Here is a 15851-nt window from a genome sequence, read left to right on the forward strand (position 1 = left end):
CACTCCATAAAAGTGCAAGAATGATGACGCGGAGCCCGTGATGCTCGATTCGACCCCTGACGATACCCTCGACGCCACCGGCCTGTTCTGCCCCGAGCCGGTAATGATGCTGCACAACAAGGTGCGCGACCTGCCCGCCGGCGGCCTGCTCAAGGTGATCGCCACCGACCCCTCGACCCAGCGCGATATCCCCAAGTTCTGCGTGTTTCTCGGCCATGAGCTGGTGGAGCAGGCGCAGGATGCCGAGACCTACCTGTACTGGATCCGCAAGAAGGTCGATTGAGGGGTTGTGAGCGAAAGCGGCTATCGGCCCTGACATGTGTGGGAGCGGGCCATGCCCGCGATCGATTGGATGGGGCGCGACGGAGTCGGGCTTGATCGGGTGGCCTGAAGTATAGGGCGACGTGCTGTTGTAAGAACCGGGCGCGTGTAGTCCATGACTACCATTCGCGGGCATGGCCCGCTCCCACGGTCGGCCGCTTTACGCCCGGTTCGTACCACGATTCGTGGCCGGCACTCCAAGTGCGTACTGCCTCGCGAACGGAACGCCGCCCGGTACGCCCATAGCTGAATTCGCAACAAGGTTGGTTGAGCGGTTCGAGGTAATGGCGGCCGGTCACTGGCCTTTGTGGGAACGGGCCATGCCCGTGAAAAATCGCGGGCATGGCCCGCTCCCACAAGTGATCGCTGAGATGGCTACTGTGACCTTCTTGCGTGCCCGTAGGGTGGGCGACGCTTTTCTTGTCCACCATTGCGGATGACGCGGTGTTCATTCCACGGACTGGTAGCCAGGGTTGAGCGACCGCTAAGCCACCGCAGCCACCTGCTGCATCCGAATCCGCCGGCTGGCGCTGATCTTCAGGCGCAGCGTGAGCATCAGCGCCGCACAGGTCAGGCCGACGATCAGCCCTTGCCACAACCCCGCCGGGCCGCTGGCGGCGCCGAGCAGGTCGGTCAGGCCCAGCAGGTAGCCGACCGGCAGGCCGATGCCCCAGTAGGCGAACAGGGTCAGGATCATCGTTGCCCGGGTGTCCTGATAGCCGCGCAGCGCGCCCGCGGCGGTGACCTGAATGGCATCGGAAAACTGGAACAGCGCGGCGTAGATGATCAGCGCCACGGCCACTTCGATCACTTCCGGCGCCGAGGAGTAGATGCGCGCGATGGGCTCGAGCATCAGCAGCATGCAGGTGGCCGATAGACAGGCGTAGGCCAGCGCGGTGACGATGCTCACCCCGGCCGCGAAACGCGCTTCACGGGGGTCGCCACGGCCAAGCGCCTGGCCGACGCGCACGGTGGCGGCCATGCCGATGGAGTAGGGGATCATGAACACCAGCGAGGCGAAGTTCAGGGCGATCTGGTGCCCGGCGACCACGGTCGCGCCCAGGCCGCCGATCAACAGGGCAATGACCGCGAAGATGCTTGACTCGGCAAATACCGCGATGCCGATCGGCAGGCCGATGCCCAGCAGACGCTTGATCAGTGTCCAGTCCGGGCCTTCGAAGCGCTGCAATGGCGTGGTCGCGGCGTAGGCCGGCGCGCGGCGAATCCACCACAGCATGCCCAAGAGCATGAACAGCATCGCCAGTGCCGTGGCCCAGCCGCAGCCGGTGCTGCCCAGGGGCGACAAGCCGAGTTTGCCGTAGATCAGCACGTAGTTGAGCGGAATGTTCGCCAGCAAGCCGAGCAGGCCCACCACCATGGCCGGGCGGGTGCGGCCCAGGCCATCGCTGTAGCAGCGCAGTACATGGAATAGCGCCACGCAGGGCATGCCGAACGCCACGCCGTGCAGGTAACCCATGGTCGGCTCGATCAAGTCCGCGTCGACCTTCATCAGGTGCAGCACGAACTCGGCGTTCCACAGCAAGCCGCCGGCCAGGGTGCCCACTGCCAGGGCCAGCCACAGGGCCTGGCGCACCAGGGGCCCGATCTCGGCATGCTGGCCGGCGCCGAAGCGCTGGGCCACCTTCGGCGTGGTGGCCAGCAGGATGCCGGTCATCAGCAGGAACACCGGCACCCAGATCGAGTTGCCAAGGGCCACGGCGGCCAGGTCACGGGCGCTGTAGCGCCCGGACATCACGGTGTCGACGAAACCGACGGCGGTGTACGCCAGCTGCGCGATGATGATCGGGGTAGCGAGGGCCAGCAGCGTGCGCAGTTCGGTGCGCACCCGCTGGAGGCGAGGTTGTACAGGCATGGGGTTTCGCAAGGCAGAGAAAACCGCCTAGTTTACGCGTTGACGGAGCCAGGCGCAGCGCAGCACTTGCAGGTAGAATGCCCGCCGGTTTGTGGAGAGCTGCCATGCGCATAGTTGCCGACGAAAACATTCCCCTGCTCGACGAGTTCTTCGCCGGTTTCGGCGAAATTCGTCGCCTGCCCGGGCGCGCCATCGACCGCGCAGCGGTTGCCGATGCCGAGCTGCTGCTGGTGCGCTCGGTCACCGCCGTCGACCGCACGCTGCTGCACGGCAGCCCGGTAAGCTTCGTCGGCACCTGCACCATCGGCACCGACCATCTGGATCTCGATTATTTCGCCGAGGCCGGCATCGCCTGGAGCAGCGCCCCGGGTTGCAATGCGCGCGGGGTGGTAGATTACCTGCTCGGCAGCCTGCTGGTGCTCGGTGAGCGCCTGGGCAGCGACCTGGCGCAGCGCACCTATGGCGTGGTCGGCGCCGGCCAGGTCGGTGAACGGTTGATCAAGGTACTGCGCGCCCTGGGCTGGCGGGTGCTGGTCTGCGATCCGCCCCGGCAGCGCGCCGAGGGCGGCGATTACGTGAGCTTGCAGCAGATCGTCGAGCAGTGCGACGTGATCAGCGTGCACACCCCGCTGACGCAGGGCGGCGAGTTCGCCACCCGGCATCTGTTCGACGCCGATCTGCTCGAGCAGCTGCGCCCCGGCACCTGGCTGATCAACGCCAGCCGGGGCGCGGTACTCGACACCGGGGCGCTACGCGCGCACCTGCAGCGCGGCGCCGATCTGCATGTGGTGCTCGACGTGTGGGAAGGCGAGCCGCTGGTCGATCTCGAACTGGCCGCGCTGTGCCATATCGCCACGCCGCACATCGCTGGCTACAGCCTGGATGGCAAGTTGCGCGGCACTGCGCAGATCTACCAGGCGTTCTGCCGACACCAGGCTATCGAGCCGGCCATCTCGCTGGACGCCTTGACCCCGGCGCGCTGGCTGCAGCGCCTGAGCATCGCCGCGGGCAGCGATCCGTCCTGGGCATTGGCCACGGTATGCCGTGCGGTCTATGACCCGCGGCGTGACGATGCGGATTTGCGGCGCAGCCTGGTAGCCGACGAGCAGGCGCGCAGGGCCGGTTTCGACCTGTTGCGCAAGGGTTATCCCATGCGCCGTGAGATAGAAGGGCTGGAAGTCGAGCTGCTCGGCGTGGACGAGCCGCTGGCGGCGCTGATCAGCGCGCTGGGTGCGCGCGTGATCGACGCGAGATGATCACGCGTGCGCCGTGCTGGCCCGTCAGTGGGAAGCATCCTGCTGACTGGCTGTGGCAGCCTGGTCGAGCTCGCTGCATGCCTGCTGGATCATGCTTTCGGTAATCGGAATTTCCCGGCCGCTAGGGTCGATCAGCGCGCCGTGGGCGAGCTCGCAGTCGCTGTCTGGTTGCGGTGCCTGTTGCTTGTCGGGGCTGCTCATTGTGGTCTCCTCAGCAAGTGGTATGCGCATTGTCGAATGGGCATCCCTGCATGACGACGTTATCTAGTGATGGGGGCATCCCAATAAGGCTTCAACCGTGCCCAGCCATACTGTCGCAAAAAATTACCATTTAAAGAAGAGTGCCCGTCGAACGGCTCAGGTCATGAAAGGAGTCGTGCAGTGCTGAGAGCGTCATTGTTGTTGCTGGGCTGCCTGATGAGCCTGCAGGTGGCGGCCATCGAGCCTGCACGCCTGGTGAGCGGGGCCCGCGAGCAGGTGGGCGTGACCCTGGCCTACGATCCCGCCTACCGGCGCATCGCCTATCCGGGCGGGGACGTGCCGGTGGCAACCGGGGTTTGCACCGACGTGGTGATCCGCGCCCTGCGCCTGCAAGGCCTGGATCTGCAGAAGGCGGTGCACGAGGACATGGCGGCGAACTTCGCGGCGTACCCACGGCAGTGGGGGCTCAAGCGCCCGGATCGCAACATCGACCACCGCCGTGTGCCCAACCTGATGACCTGGTTGCGGCGCCAGGGCATGGCCCTCAAGATTGGTCGCCAGGCCGCCGATTATCGCGCGGGTGATATCGTCACCTGGGATCTGGGCCGTGGTCAGACCCATATCGGCATCGTTTCCGATCGCCTGTCTGCCGCGGGCGAGCCATTGATCCTGCACAACATCGGCGCCGGTACCCGGGAGGAGGCCATCCTGTTTCGCTTTCCCGTCATTGGCCATTACCGCTTCTAGGTGCAGAAACGACGAAGCCCCGCGCCTTTTCGGGCTACGGGGCTTCGGTTGGGGCAGCTATCAGGCGTGGTGATAGCTGATGACGCTGTCCTGTTCCTTGAGGACCTTGCGCATGTCTGCCGGAATGTTGCCGGCCCTGACGGCCAGTTCCAGGCGGATGTCTTCGAGGCTCTGGGCAAACGCGTTCGAATCGTTGATCTGCAGTTTTTGCAAGACCCGGCTGTAGGCGGTGGTGTCCGCTTCATCGATCAGGGAAAGAACGATGCTACCGTCCGGGCGAGGCCGACTGAAGGTGGCACGTAGTGGGGCGAATAGCTTCTCGACAAGCTGTCGATTACCATTTTCCATTGACGAACTCCAGTTTACGTAGGAACTCCTATGAGTGACTGGAACTCATTTAGTTCGACGATGGCCGCTATTTCGTGCACTTATCGTGATGAATTTCGCATTTGCCCCGCTATTTAGCGGCGCAGCGCCTGGCGTGTACGCTCGATCAGGCCTGGCAGCGTATCGGCGCAGTATTGGCCCGGGTAGAGGCGCTGGGTGTGCTGAGCCACGCCGGTGTGATCCACCACGGTGAAGCTGAAGCTGCCCTTGCGCGCGGCCAGAATATGGCAAGCCAGCGGGGCGAAAGCGTTGGAAAGGGTATGGATAGCGGTTTGGATTTGTTGATTGGTATTCATAATCGGGTGTTTCCTGATACTGCAGGCGCATGATCGCGCCATAAATAAAGGGCTCCGGTCGCGGGCTCATGCCAGCGGGATTGGTTATCGGAGCGAGCTGCGCGCTTTTAAGTTCCACCTTTAATAGGTGGAACCAGCGGGTCGTTGAGCGCCTGGGCGAGGCAGCCAGTGCAAGACGAAGGCAGGCAGGAAAGCGCAGTTTACGAGCTGTAAATGAGCATTTTCGAGCATGGCTTCAACGCAGCAATGGCAACGCCGATAGTTTTTCAACGGCTTGCTGGAGCGGGTCTGTACGTCGGAAGGCTGGCCAAGGTCGACGCGTGAGCGGGACGGCCAGATCAGTCAGCGGAGGGGGTCTTGGCGGTTATGCGTGCATCGTTTGGATGCCGATTGCCAGGAAACCATCGGGAAGGCCTTGAGGCCGAATGACTTGCAGCGTGGTACGAACGGGGCGAACTATACCTGCCTGTATAAAAATTAGCCAGCCCGGATTCGATCTTTTTATGTCCGCTGATCGGCGTCGCACTGGTTGGTCGATTTGAGCTAGCATTAGCGCTCTTTTGCTTTCCTCTGGCGACGGTTTTCAATGAGTTATCAGGTTCTTGCACGCAAATGGCGCCCGCGTTCGTTTCGCGAGATGGTCGGCCAGACCCATGTGCTGAAAGCGCTGATCAACGCACTCGACAGCCAGCGCCTGCACCACGCCTATCTGTTCACCGGTACCCGCGGGGTGGGCAAGACCACCATCGCGCGGATCATCGCCAAGTGCCTGAACTGTGAAACCGGCATCAGCTCGACGCCCTGTGGCACCTGCTCGGTGTGCCGGGAGATCGACGAAGGCCGTTTCGTCGACCTGATCGAAGTCGACGCCGCCAGCCGCACCAAGGTCGAAGACACCCGCGAGCTGCTCGACAACGTGCAGTACTCGCCAAGCCGTGGGCGCTTCAAGGTCTACCTGATCGACGAAGTGCACATGCTGTCTACCAGCTCCTTCAATGCCCTGTTGAAGACCCTGGAAGAGCCGCCACCCCACGTCAAGTTCCTGCTCGCCACCACTGACCCGCAGAAGCTGCCGGTCACCGTGCTGTCGCGCTGCCTGCAGTTCTCGCTGAAGAACATGCCGCCGGAGCGGGTGGTCGAGCACCTGAGCCACGTGCTGGGCGCCGAGAACATTCCCTTCGAGGACGACGCCCTGTGGCTGCTCGGCCGCGCCGCCGACGGTTCGATGCGCGACGCCATGAGCCTGACCGACCAGGCCATCGCCTTTGGCGAGGGCAAGGTGCTGGCTGCCGACGTGCGCTCCATGCTCGGCACCCTCGACCATGGCCAGGTGTATGGCGTGCTGCATGCGCTGATCGAAGGCGATGCCCGTGGCGTGATCGAAGCGGTGCGTCAGCTCGCCGAGCAGGGCCCGGACTGGAGTGGCGTGCTGGCCGAGATGCTCAACGTGCTGCACCGCGTGGCCATCGCCCAGGCGCTGCCGGATGCGGTGGACAACGGCCAGGGCGACCGCGAGCGGGTGCTGGGCCTGGCCCAGGCACTGCCGGCCGAAGACGTGCAGTTCTATTACCAGATGGGCCTGATCGGCCGTCGCGACCTGCCGTTGGCGCCAGATCCGCGCAGCGGTTTCGAGATGGTGCTGCTGCGCATGCTGGCGTTCCGGCCAGCGGGCGAGGGCGACGTCCCGAAGGTGGCGCTAAAGCCGCTGGGGGTCAGCCAGGCCAAGGCTGATCCCCAGGCAAACCCGGTGGCCGACGCAGCGCCCGCTGCGTCAGCGCCTGTCGTCAGTGCTGCACCACAGGCGCCGGTCAGCCCGAGCCAGCCGGCGCCGGCCGCCGTCGTGCCGCCGGTTGCTGCGCCGGTTGCTGCGCCCGCTGCTGCAGTACCGGCAGCGGTGGCGCCGGTTGCCGCCGCGCCGGCCGTCACTCCGCCCTGGGAAGATGCCCCGGTCGAAGCCGAGGTTGCCGCGCCCGCAGCACCAGTCAGCGAAACACCCGCGCCGGCTCCCGAGCCGGTTGCCGAGCAACCTGCGCCGCCGCAGCCCGCTGCCGAAGCGCAGCAGGAGCCGCCGGCCGAGCTGCCCGTTCCAGAGTTGGCTGACGTGCCGGTGATCGACACCAGCGACCTGAACCCGCCCGACAGCGATGACGAGCCGCCCCCCGGCGACTACGACTACGTGGCGATGGACGCCGACAACCTGGATTACGATTTCGCCGATGCCCTCGGCGATGATCAGCCCCAGGCCGAGCCCGAACCCGAGCCGGCAGCGATGCCGGCCACCGGGCTGGCCGCCGAGTGGCTGGAGATCTTCCCCAAGCTGGGGCTGAGCGGCATGACCGGCAGCATTGCCGCCAACTGCACGCTGATCGCCGTCGAAGGCGACAAGTGGCTCTTGCACCTCGACCCCGGGCACAGTGCACTGTTCAATGCGACCCAGCAGCGGCGCCTGAACGAAGCGCTCAACGCCTACCAGGGTCGCGAGCTGCAGCTGAGCATCGAGCTGATCAAGCCCGAGCAGGAAACACCGGCTCAGGCCGCCGCCCGCAAGCGTGCCAATCGCCAGCGTGAAGCCGAGGCCTCGATCCAGAACGATCCGCTGGTGCAGCAAATGATTTCTCAGTTCGCCGCCTCCGTGCGTGCGGGCAGTATCGAACCTGTCGATAACATCGTTAATCCCTGACTACCGAGGACAACATCATGATGAAAGGTGGCATGGCCGGCCTGATGAAGCAGGCGCAGCAGATGCAGGAAAAGATGCAGAAGATGCAGGAAGAGTTGGCCAACGCCGAGGTCACCGGCCAGTCCGGTGCCGGCCTGGTCAGCGTGGTGATGACCGGTCGTCATGACGTCAAGCGTGTCAGCCTCGACGACAGCCTGATGCAGGAAGACAAGGAAATTCTCGAAGACCTGATCGCCGCGGCCGTCAATGACGCCGTGCGCAAGATCGAGGCCAACAGCCAGGACAAGATGTCCGGCATGACCTCCGGGATGCAGTTGCCACCCGGCTTCAAGATGCCGTTCTAAAGCAGTCGATTTTGCTGGGCTGAAGCCCACCCTACGGCCCACGCGCATAGGTAGGGTGGGCTTTAGCCCACCGAATCGAACGACTGCTGCCGCCGTGAAGCCTCCGTAACAACGCCTTCCCCTATCTCTCCGCTTTCATCGTCGAGCCTCGCACCATGAGCTTCAGCCCCCTGATCCGCCAACTGATCGATTCGCTGCGCATTCTGCCCGGCGTCGGCCAGAAGACCGCCCAGCGCATGGCGCTGCAACTGCTCGAGCGCGATCGCAATGGTGCGCAGCGGCTGGCCCAGGCGTTGAGCCAGGCGATGGAGGGGGTGGGCTATTGCAAATCGTGCCGCAGCCTGAGCGAAAGCGAGCTTTGCCAGATTTGCGAGGACCCGCGCCGCGACGACAGCCTGCTCTGTGTGGTGGAAGGCCCGATGGACGTGTATGCCGTGGAGCACACCGGCTTTCGCGGCCGCTATTTCGTGCTCAAGGGCCACTTGTCGCCGCTCGATGGCCTGGGCCCGGAGGCCATTGGCATTCCTGAACTGCTGGTGCGTATCGAGGCGGGGCAGTTCAGCGAAGTGATCCTGGCCACCAACCCGACGGTGGAGGGCGAGGCGACCGCTCACTACATTGCCCAGCTGCTTGCTGGCAAAGGCATCATCGCCTCGCGCATCGCCCACGGCATGCCGCTCGGTGGCGAGCTGGAGCTGGTCGATGGCGGCACCCTGGCTCACGCCCTGGCGGGGCGGCGGCCGATCACCCTCTGAGTGGTGTCGCGGCGTGCCGGTGTGTGCGACACCTGGTCCACACGGTGAGTAGTCAAGAATTTATATAATTTGCTTCTGAGAAGCATTACCATCCGTTCGGTTTCCACGCACGGTAATGGTGTGCTCGATGTCGCTCGTTTCTTCCCAACAGTCCCTGCAGCAGCTGTACCGCGAGCACAGCAGCTGGCTGAACGGCTGGCTGCGCAAACGCATGGGCTGTACGGAAAACGCTGCGGACCTGGCCCAGGACACCTTCGTGCGCCTGCTCAGCAAGCACCGCGAGCTGGCGTCGCTGCGCGAGCCACGCGCTTATCTGTCGACCATCGCCCATTCGCTGCTGGTCAATCACTGGCGCCGCCAGGCCATCGAGCGCGCCTACCTCGACGCCCTGGCCCTGCAGCCGGAGCCCCACGCGCCTTCGCCGGAAACCAGCGAGCTGATCATCGAAACCCTGCTGGCCATCGACGCCATGTTGCTGCGCCTGCCGGCCAAGGTGCGCGAGGCGTTTCTGCTCTCGCAGCTCGACGGCCTGACCTATGGGGCCATCGCCACGCGCCTGCAGGTGTCCGAGCGGATGGTCAAGAAGTACATGGCCCAGGCCATGCTGCAGTGCCTGCTGTTGGCCGAGGGCTGAGCCGTGGCGCCTGATCACGCTGCTCTGCAGCAGGCTGCCGAATGGTTCGCAGTGCTTGCCGATCCACCGGTCAGCGACCGGCAGCGACGAGCCTGGCAGCACTGGCTGTCAGCGCGGCCCGAGCATGCCGCGGCCTGGCAGCGGGTCGAGGCGATCAGCAGCCAGTTCGCCAGGCTGCCGGCCGACACCCAGCGTCGCGCTGCGGCGCAGGCCTTGCGCCACCCAGTGCGCAGCCGGCGGCAGGTGCTCGGGCTGTTCGCCGTGCTCGGTGGCGCAGGCTTGCTGGCTGCTGCCGGGCAGGGCAGGCCGTGGCAGGCATGGCTGGTCAGTGAGCGCACCGGCACCGGGCAAATCCGTGATGTGCGCCTGGCTGATGGCAGCCATCTCTGGCTGGGCAGCCGCACGGCAGTGGATGTCGACTACAGCGCTTCGACGCGGTTGCTGCGGCTGCTGCAGGGCGAGGTATTGATCGACACGGCAGCTGATCCGCGGCCCCTGTTGCTCGATACCCGGCACGGGCGGCTGCAGGCCATGGGCACGCGGTTCAGCGTGCGCGAGGGCAACGACTTCAGCCAGCTCAGCGTATTCGCGGGGGCGGTGCGTATCGAGCCCTCGGCCGGGCGTGCCGCGCAGGTGCTGGAGGCCGGCCATCAGGTGCGCATCGGTACTGAGGGTATCTCGGCCAGCGCGCCGGCAGACCCGGCGCGCCAGGCCTGGAGTCGCGGCGTGTTGCTGGCCAATGACCGACCCCTCGGCGATTTCATCGAGGAGTTGGCCGATTACCTGCCGGGTTACCTGGGCTGCGACCCGCGGGTCGCCGATCTGCGCCTGGTCGGTGCCTATCCGCTGAACGACCCCGAGCGCATTCTCCAGGCCCTGGCCGGCAGCCTGCCGATTCGCGTCAATCGGCGGCTGCCGTGGTGGGTGACGATAGAGCCGCTGGCCGGCTGATGCCCTAGGGTCTGTTGCCGTTTCACGCACGGCCGCGCCGGAGCCCGTTTTGCCGCGAGGCAAGGCACGAGCCGCGAAGTTTAGTGGGCTAAATGAGCCGGCGAGAAACGCCGCATCGCGACAAAACGGGCCCGGCCCTTCGGGTGGGGCCGCCTAGGTTGCGCGAGAAATCTCGCCATGCGTTGTTGGAGGACTTGGCAAGGGAAAACGCGGACGGCTAGTCCATTCCCTACGTCCTCCGCCTAGCGGATCGCCGCCCGGCCTGGCGAGATTTCTCGCAGCAACGCGGCTCGCGTTGAAACGGCAACAGACCCTAGCATGCAAAAAACTTGCGAGGGCGGTTCCCCTTTTTCGATCTCGTCTGGCCTCTGTGTATCCGGCCCTTGCGCACCCTGCGCGGGCGATGTCTCGAGGACTCCTGCATGTCGTCACCGCTCCGCTTCCCGCCCCTTGATCTGCGCCGCTCGATCCGCCTGGCCACCCTGGCCCTGGCAGCCTGCTCACCGCTGCTGGTGCAGGCCCAGGCTATCGTTGCCGGCAGCCACCAGCAGGCGGCGCGCAGCTATCAGATTCCGGCAGGCTCGCTGGCGGACGCGCTGAGCCGTTTCGCGGCGGAGGCGGGGGTGCTGCTGTCGGTCGATGGGCGGCTGACCGCCGGCAAACAGAGCCCGGGGCTGCAGGGCGAGGCGGGGGTCGACGAAGGCTTCGCCCGGCTGCTGCAGGGCAGTGGCCTGCTGGCCGTTGCCGATGGCCACGGCGGCTACTCGCTGCAGGCCGCCGCGCAAGCCGGCAGCACGTCGCTGGAGCTGGAAAGCACCGATGTGCGCGCGTTCGCCCTGGGTAACGCCCTGGGCAGCATGGACGGTTACAACGCCACCCACAGCAGCGTGTCGACCAAGACCAGCAAGGCGCTGGCGAAAACCGCGCAGAGCGTGTCGGTGGTCACCCGTGAGCAGATCGAGCGCCAGGGCGCGCTCAGCGCCGCCGATGCCATGCGCTACAGCCCGGGCGTGCTGACCAACCCCTATGGCAACACGCATCGCTACGACTACCTGGCGATTCGTGGCATCAACGATGGCTCGGTGGACAACATCACCATCGATGGCCTGAAGTCCATGGGCGATCCCGGCTCCTACAGCAGCCTGCAGATCGACCCGTACTTCATCGAGCGCATCGACATTCTCAAGGGCCCGTCTTCGGTGCTGTATGGCCGCAGCAACCCCGGTGGCCTGGCGGCCATCAGCACCAAACGGCCGGAATTCACCCAGTCCGGTCGGGTGGACCTGTCCTATGGCAACAACGCCCGCAAGTCCCTGGGCTTCGATGTCACCGGGCCGCTGAACGAGAACATCGCCTACCGCGTCGTCGGCCTGGCCAAGGATGCCGATGCCCAGGCCGATCACGTCACCGAGACGCGCTATGCGCTGATGCCCAGCCTGGCGCTGAACCTCAGCGACGACACCTTCATGACCCTCTATGCCTACCTGCAGGACGATCCCAACGGTGGCTATCACGGCAGCCTGCCGGCTTCCGGCACCGTGCACAAACGGGATGGGCGGCGTATCTCGAGCGGCTTTTTCGAGGGTGACCCCGGCGTCGAGGAGTTCACCCGCACCCAGCAGATGGCCGGCTACGAGCTCGAGCACCGCTTCAACGACACCTGGAGTGCGCGGCAGAACTTTCGCTACGTGGATGCCCGGGTGTCGAACAGCCAGATCTGGGCCTCCGGCTACCTGAGCGACACCAGCAACGAGCTGTATCGCGGCTACAGCGGCGGCCAGGAGCGTTTGCACGCCTGGATCGTCGACAACATGCTGCAGGCCGACTTCGCCACCGGCGCAGCCCAGCACACTCTGGTACTGGGCCTGGACTATCAGTATTCGAAGAACAAGATCGCCGACCAGCGTGACAACTCGATCCTGCAGCCGCCGGGCTCGGTCACCCCCATCGACGTGTTCGATCCGGTCTACGGCAACAACGCCCTGAGCTCCATCACCCCGGTGACCGACGCCCTGCGCCGGCAGAAACAGACCGGCCTGTACCTGCAGGATCTGGTCGAGATCGGTAACTGGAACCTGTCGTTCGGTGTGCGTCAGGACTGGTATGACGTGTCCATCGATGACGAGATCAGTGGCAAGGACGATAACCAGGGCGAGAAACTCAGCGGCCACGTCGGCGTGCTCTATGCGTTCGATAACGGCGTGTCGCCCTACGTCAGCTACTCGACCTCGTTCAACCCGACGTCCAACTATTCCAGTGGCGCGCAGATTCTCGACCCGACCACCGGCGAGCAATGGGAAGCCGGCCTCAAATTCCAGCCGCCAGGCACGGACGACCTCTACACCCTGTCGTTCTTCAACCTGGAGATGGAGAACCTGTTTGCCAAGGAAAACAGCCTGGTCACCGACAGTTTCTACAAGGGCGTCGGTGGCATTCGTTCCCGTGGCGTGGAGCTGGAGGCGCGTTTCAAACCCGTCGACAACCTGCAGCTGATCGCCAGCTACACCTACGCGGACGTGTCGTACAGCAAGTCCTACTTCGTCAACGCCGGCAGTGCCGTGGTCGACGCCAAAGGCAATACCCCGCCACAAACGCCCGAGCGCATGGCCAGCCTGTGGGCCGACTACCGCTTCAGCGACGGCGCGCTGGCCGGCCTCAGCGTCGGCGCCGGTGCGCGCTATGTCGGCCAGAGCGAGGGCAGTGAGCTGAACGATTTCGACGTGCCGTCCTACACCCTGTTCGATGCCTCCATCGGCTACGACCTGAGCCAGGTCGGCCTGAACGGCACATCGCTGCGCCTTACCGCCAACAACCTTACCGACGAGTACTACGTGGCGTCCTGCTATTCGGCGGTGGCCTGTTACCTGGGTGAGGAGCGGACGGTGACGGCGACCCTTACTCAGCGTTTCTGAGAGACGGCTTTGTCGCTGCGTTCGGATTCATCGACGCGGGCTGCAAAGCGGCGGGAGCGGCCAGTCGCCCCCGTTAGGGTGGCTGGTGATTATCTGTGGGAGCGGGCCATGCCCGCGAAAAATCTCGGGCATGGACTGGGCGTCCCCGCTCGTACCGACATGAGTCCGCCAGCATTACCGAGTTGTTTATGTGCTCGGTTCCGCTCTGACGAGCGGGTTTCTTTTGGCATCGCCCGGATGGCCGGCCCCGCCAAAAGAAACCAAAAGGTCTAGCCCCGGCATCCGGCCCCAGCTTCGCCGGGGTTCCCTCGCTCCATCATTGTTCCGAGGGCCCGGCCTAGGCGGCCCCCCCACGAAGGGCCATCCTTGGCCCATCGCGGCTCTCGCGACATCCATGTCGCTCAACCCTCTCCACAACGATTCCACTCGGCCTCCTGAAGGGGCGATTGGCGTCGTCAGTTACTTTTGCACGAGAGAAACATAAAAAAGCCAAAGCGCTGGATGCCGCTTCTGCCTTTTAGCAGCCCATTTACGCTCAACCCGCGTTGCGTAGCCGCAGCATGTCGCGCAGCGGTGGCGCGCCGAACAGGCGGCTGTACTCGCGGCTGAACTGCGAGGGGCTTTCGTAGCCGACGCGGAAACTCGCCGAGGCCGCTTCCAGGCCTTCGCTGAACATCAGCCGGCGCGCTTCCTGCAGGCGCAGCTGCTTCTGATACTGCAGCGGGCTCAGTGCGGTAACTGCCTTGAAGCGATGATGCAGGGTCGAGGCGCTGAGGTTGACCTCGCGGGCCAGCTCCTCGATGCGCAGCGGCTTGTCGTAGTGGCGGTTGATCCATTCGATGGCGCGGGCGATACGGTGGCTCTGGCTGTCGGCCATGACGATCTCGCGCAGGCGCTGGCCCTGGGGGCTGCGCAGCAGCCGATAGAAGATCTCGCGCAGCGCCAGCGGCGCCAGCATGGCGGCATCGCGCGGGGTGTCGAGCAGGCGCAGCAGGCGAATTACCGCATCGAGCATCGAGGCGTCCAGGCGGTCGACGAACAGCGCGCGCTTGGCGCCGGGCGCCGGCAGACCGATCGGGCCGGCGGCGGCGAGCAGTTCGCTGATCAGCGCCGGGTCGATGTCCAGGCGCACGCTCAGGTAGGGTTGCTCCGGTGTCGCCTCGATCACCTGGCCGGTTACCGGCAGGGTCACCGAGGCCACCAGGTAGTTGAGCGAATCGTAGTAATACTGCTCGGCGCCGAGGCGCACTTCCTTGCGGCCCTGGGCGATGATGCACAGGCAGGGCCGATAGAGCGTCGGCATGGGCAGGCTGGGCGCCGTGGTGTAGGCCAGGCCGAGACCGTCAATGAGGGTCTCGTGCATGCCCTCGCTTGGGGTTTTCTGCTGGATCAGCTGGGCCAGTTCACGCTGGCGGGGAGCCAGGTCTTCGGGCTGTTCGACGTGCATTGGCTGTTCACTCGCGAAGTTGCGCGGATTTTGCGCGAAGCCTATCCGGGAATTGCCCAGACGTCCTGCGTGGCGCTGGATGTTCGGAGTATTGGGCAAGCTTGAAACAGCAATAGGCAATCTTGCTCGCCACACGCCCCGCGGCGCCGCAGTGATGACGCCGGCCGTACGCAGATCTGCACGATCAGGCAAGAATGTTCCAGTATCCGGCTAACCAGAAATGGCCCCCGGCTCCTACTCTGGACCCATCGCGGCGCAGTGAGCCGCACTGACCAGAGGATCGGACCATGAACAACATCCAGGAAAAAGTCGTATTGATCACCGGTGCCAGCAGTGGCATTGGCGAAGGCTGTGCCCGCCTGCTGGCCGAGAAGGGCGCGCGGGTGGTACTCGGCGCCCGCCGAGTCGAGCGCCTCGAGCAACTGGTGGCGGATATCCGCACTGCCGGAGGCCAGGCCATCGCCCGCCGTTTGGACGTCACCGACGCCGCCGATGTGCAGGCCTTCGCGGACGCCGCCATGGCCGAGTATGGGCGTATCGACGTGCTGCTCAACAATGCCGGCGTGATGCCGCTGTCGATGCTCGAGGCGCTCAAGCTGGACGAGTGGAACCGCATGATCGACGTCAACATCCGTGGCGTACTGCACGGCATCGCGGCCGCCTTGCCGGTCATGCAGAAGCAGCGCAGTGGGCAGATCATCAACGTGGCGTCGATCGGTGCCTACCGGGTATCGCCAACCGCTGCGGTGTACTGCGCCACCAAGTACGCGGTGCGGGCGATCAGCGATGGCCTGCGCCAGGAAGTCGGCGGCGATATCCGCGTCACCCTGGTGTCCCCCGGGGTGGTGGAGTCCGAGCTGGCCGAGAGCATTTCCGATGAGGGCGCCCGCGAGGCCATGCGCGAATTCCGCAAGGTGGCCATCAGCCCGTCGGCCATCGCCCGTGCCGTGGCCTATGCCATCGAGCAGCCGGCGGATGTCGACGTCAGCGAGCTGGTCGTACGCCCCACCGCGAGCATCCACTGAGCCAACGCGGCGCCACGATCTG

At 65.1% G+C, this 15851-nt stretch carries 15 protein-coding genes; 10 read left to right on the forward strand and 5 right to left on the reverse strand.

The features are described from left to right. Positions 1-40: 40 nt before the first annotated feature. Complete coding sequence (gene tusA, locus QYS36_RS06665; protein WP_070887113.1) at positions 41-283, forward strand: sulfurtransferase TusA; 243 nt, start codon at positions 41-43, stop codon at positions 281-283. Between the two features lie 522 nt (positions 284-805). Here tusA and QYS36_RS06670 read toward each other — a convergent pair. Next, positions 806-2194, reverse strand: coding sequence for an MATE family efflux transporter (locus QYS36_RS06670; RefSeq protein WP_308838733.1), 1389 nt, complete (start codon positions 2192-2194; stop codon positions 806-808). A gap of 104 nt (positions 2195-2298) precedes the next feature. Here QYS36_RS06670 and pdxB point away from each other — a divergent pair, with 104 nt between their 5' ends. Further along, on the forward strand, positions 2299-3450 hold the full coding sequence (gene pdxB, locus QYS36_RS06675; protein ID WP_308838734.1) for a 4-phosphoerythronate dehydrogenase PdxB: 1152 nt from the start codon (positions 2299-2301) through the stop codon (positions 3448-3450). Between the two features lie 24 nt (positions 3451-3474). Here the strand turns inward: pdxB and QYS36_RS06680 are convergent, their stop codons facing one another. Continuing rightward, positions 3475-3651 (reverse strand): PA1571 family protein, encoded by a 177-nt coding sequence (locus tag QYS36_RS06680; RefSeq protein ID WP_308838735.1) that lies wholly within the window; start codon positions 3649-3651, stop codon positions 3475-3477. Positions 3652-3867: 216 nt separating this feature from the next. Here QYS36_RS06680 and QYS36_RS06685 point away from each other — a divergent pair, with 216 nt between their 5' ends. Then, positions 3868-4398, forward strand: coding sequence for a DUF1287 domain-containing protein (locus tag QYS36_RS06685; protein WP_308838945.1), 531 nt, complete (start codon positions 3868-3870; stop codon positions 4396-4398). Positions 4399-4458: 60 nt separating this feature from the next. On the opposite strand, the gene QYS36_RS06690 is transcribed toward QYS36_RS06685, so the two are convergent. Further along, complete coding sequence (locus QYS36_RS06690) at positions 4459-4746, reverse strand: DUF3509 domain-containing protein (protein ID WP_308838736.1); 288 nt, start codon at positions 4744-4746, stop codon at positions 4459-4461. 113 nt (positions 4747-4859) lie between these two features. Then, complete coding sequence (locus tag QYS36_RS06695) at positions 4860-5081, reverse strand: hypothetical protein (protein ID WP_308838737.1); 222 nt, start codon at positions 5079-5081, stop codon at positions 4860-4862. Positions 5082-5667: 586 nt separating this feature from the next. On the opposite strand from QYS36_RS06695, the gene dnaX reads away from it, so the two are divergent. From dnaX to QYS36_RS06725, 6 genes are all read left to right on the forward strand, one after another. Next, a complete protein-coding gene (gene dnaX / locus QYS36_RS06700) occupies positions 5668-7761 on the forward strand; it encodes a DNA polymerase III subunit gamma/tau (protein WP_308838738.1) in 2094 nt (697 codons plus the stop codon). A gap of 17 nt (positions 7762-7778) precedes the next feature. Further along, positions 7779-8105: a YbaB/EbfC family nucleoid-associated protein gene (locus QYS36_RS06705; RefSeq protein WP_042555660.1), complete on the forward strand. Its 327-nt coding sequence runs from the start codon at positions 7779-7781 to the stop codon at positions 8103-8105. Between the two features lie 155 nt (positions 8106-8260). Continuing rightward, the gene (gene recR / locus QYS36_RS06710) at positions 8261-8860 is read left to right on the forward strand and encodes a recombination mediator RecR (protein ID WP_308838739.1); all 600 of its coding nucleotides are present in this window, start codon (positions 8261-8263) and stop codon (positions 8858-8860) included. Positions 8861-8987: 127 nt separating this feature from the next. Continuing rightward, a complete protein-coding gene (locus tag QYS36_RS06715) occupies positions 8988-9494 on the forward strand; it encodes a sigma-70 family RNA polymerase sigma factor (RefSeq protein WP_308838740.1) in 507 nt (168 codons plus the stop codon). Between the two features lie 3 nt (positions 9495-9497). Next, a complete protein-coding gene (locus QYS36_RS06720) occupies positions 9498-10445 on the forward strand; it encodes a FecR domain-containing protein (RefSeq protein WP_308838741.1) in 948 nt (315 codons plus the stop codon). A 422-nt stretch (positions 10446-10867) separates the two neighbouring features. Further along, complete coding sequence (locus tag QYS36_RS06725; protein WP_308838742.1) at positions 10868-13357, forward strand: TonB-dependent siderophore receptor; 2490 nt, start codon at positions 10868-10870, stop codon at positions 13355-13357. Between the two features lie 535 nt (positions 13358-13892). Here the strand turns inward: QYS36_RS06725 and QYS36_RS06730 are convergent. Next, positions 13893-14804, reverse strand: coding sequence for an AraC family transcriptional regulator (locus tag QYS36_RS06730; protein ID WP_308838743.1), 912 nt, complete (start codon positions 14802-14804; stop codon positions 13893-13895). A gap of 287 nt (positions 14805-15091) precedes the next feature. On the opposite strand from QYS36_RS06730, the gene QYS36_RS06735 reads away from it, so the two are divergent. Beyond that, the gene (locus tag QYS36_RS06735; protein WP_308838744.1) at positions 15092-15829 is read left to right on the forward strand and encodes an SDR family oxidoreductase; all 738 of its coding nucleotides are present in this window, start codon (positions 15092-15094) and stop codon (positions 15827-15829) included. The last annotated feature ends 22 nt before the right edge of the window (positions 15830-15851 follow it).

The organism is Pseudomonas sp. G34, from assembly GCF_031119625.1.
Taxonomy (GTDB): Bacteria; Pseudomonadota; Gammaproteobacteria; order Pseudomonadales; family Pseudomonadaceae; genus Aquipseudomonas.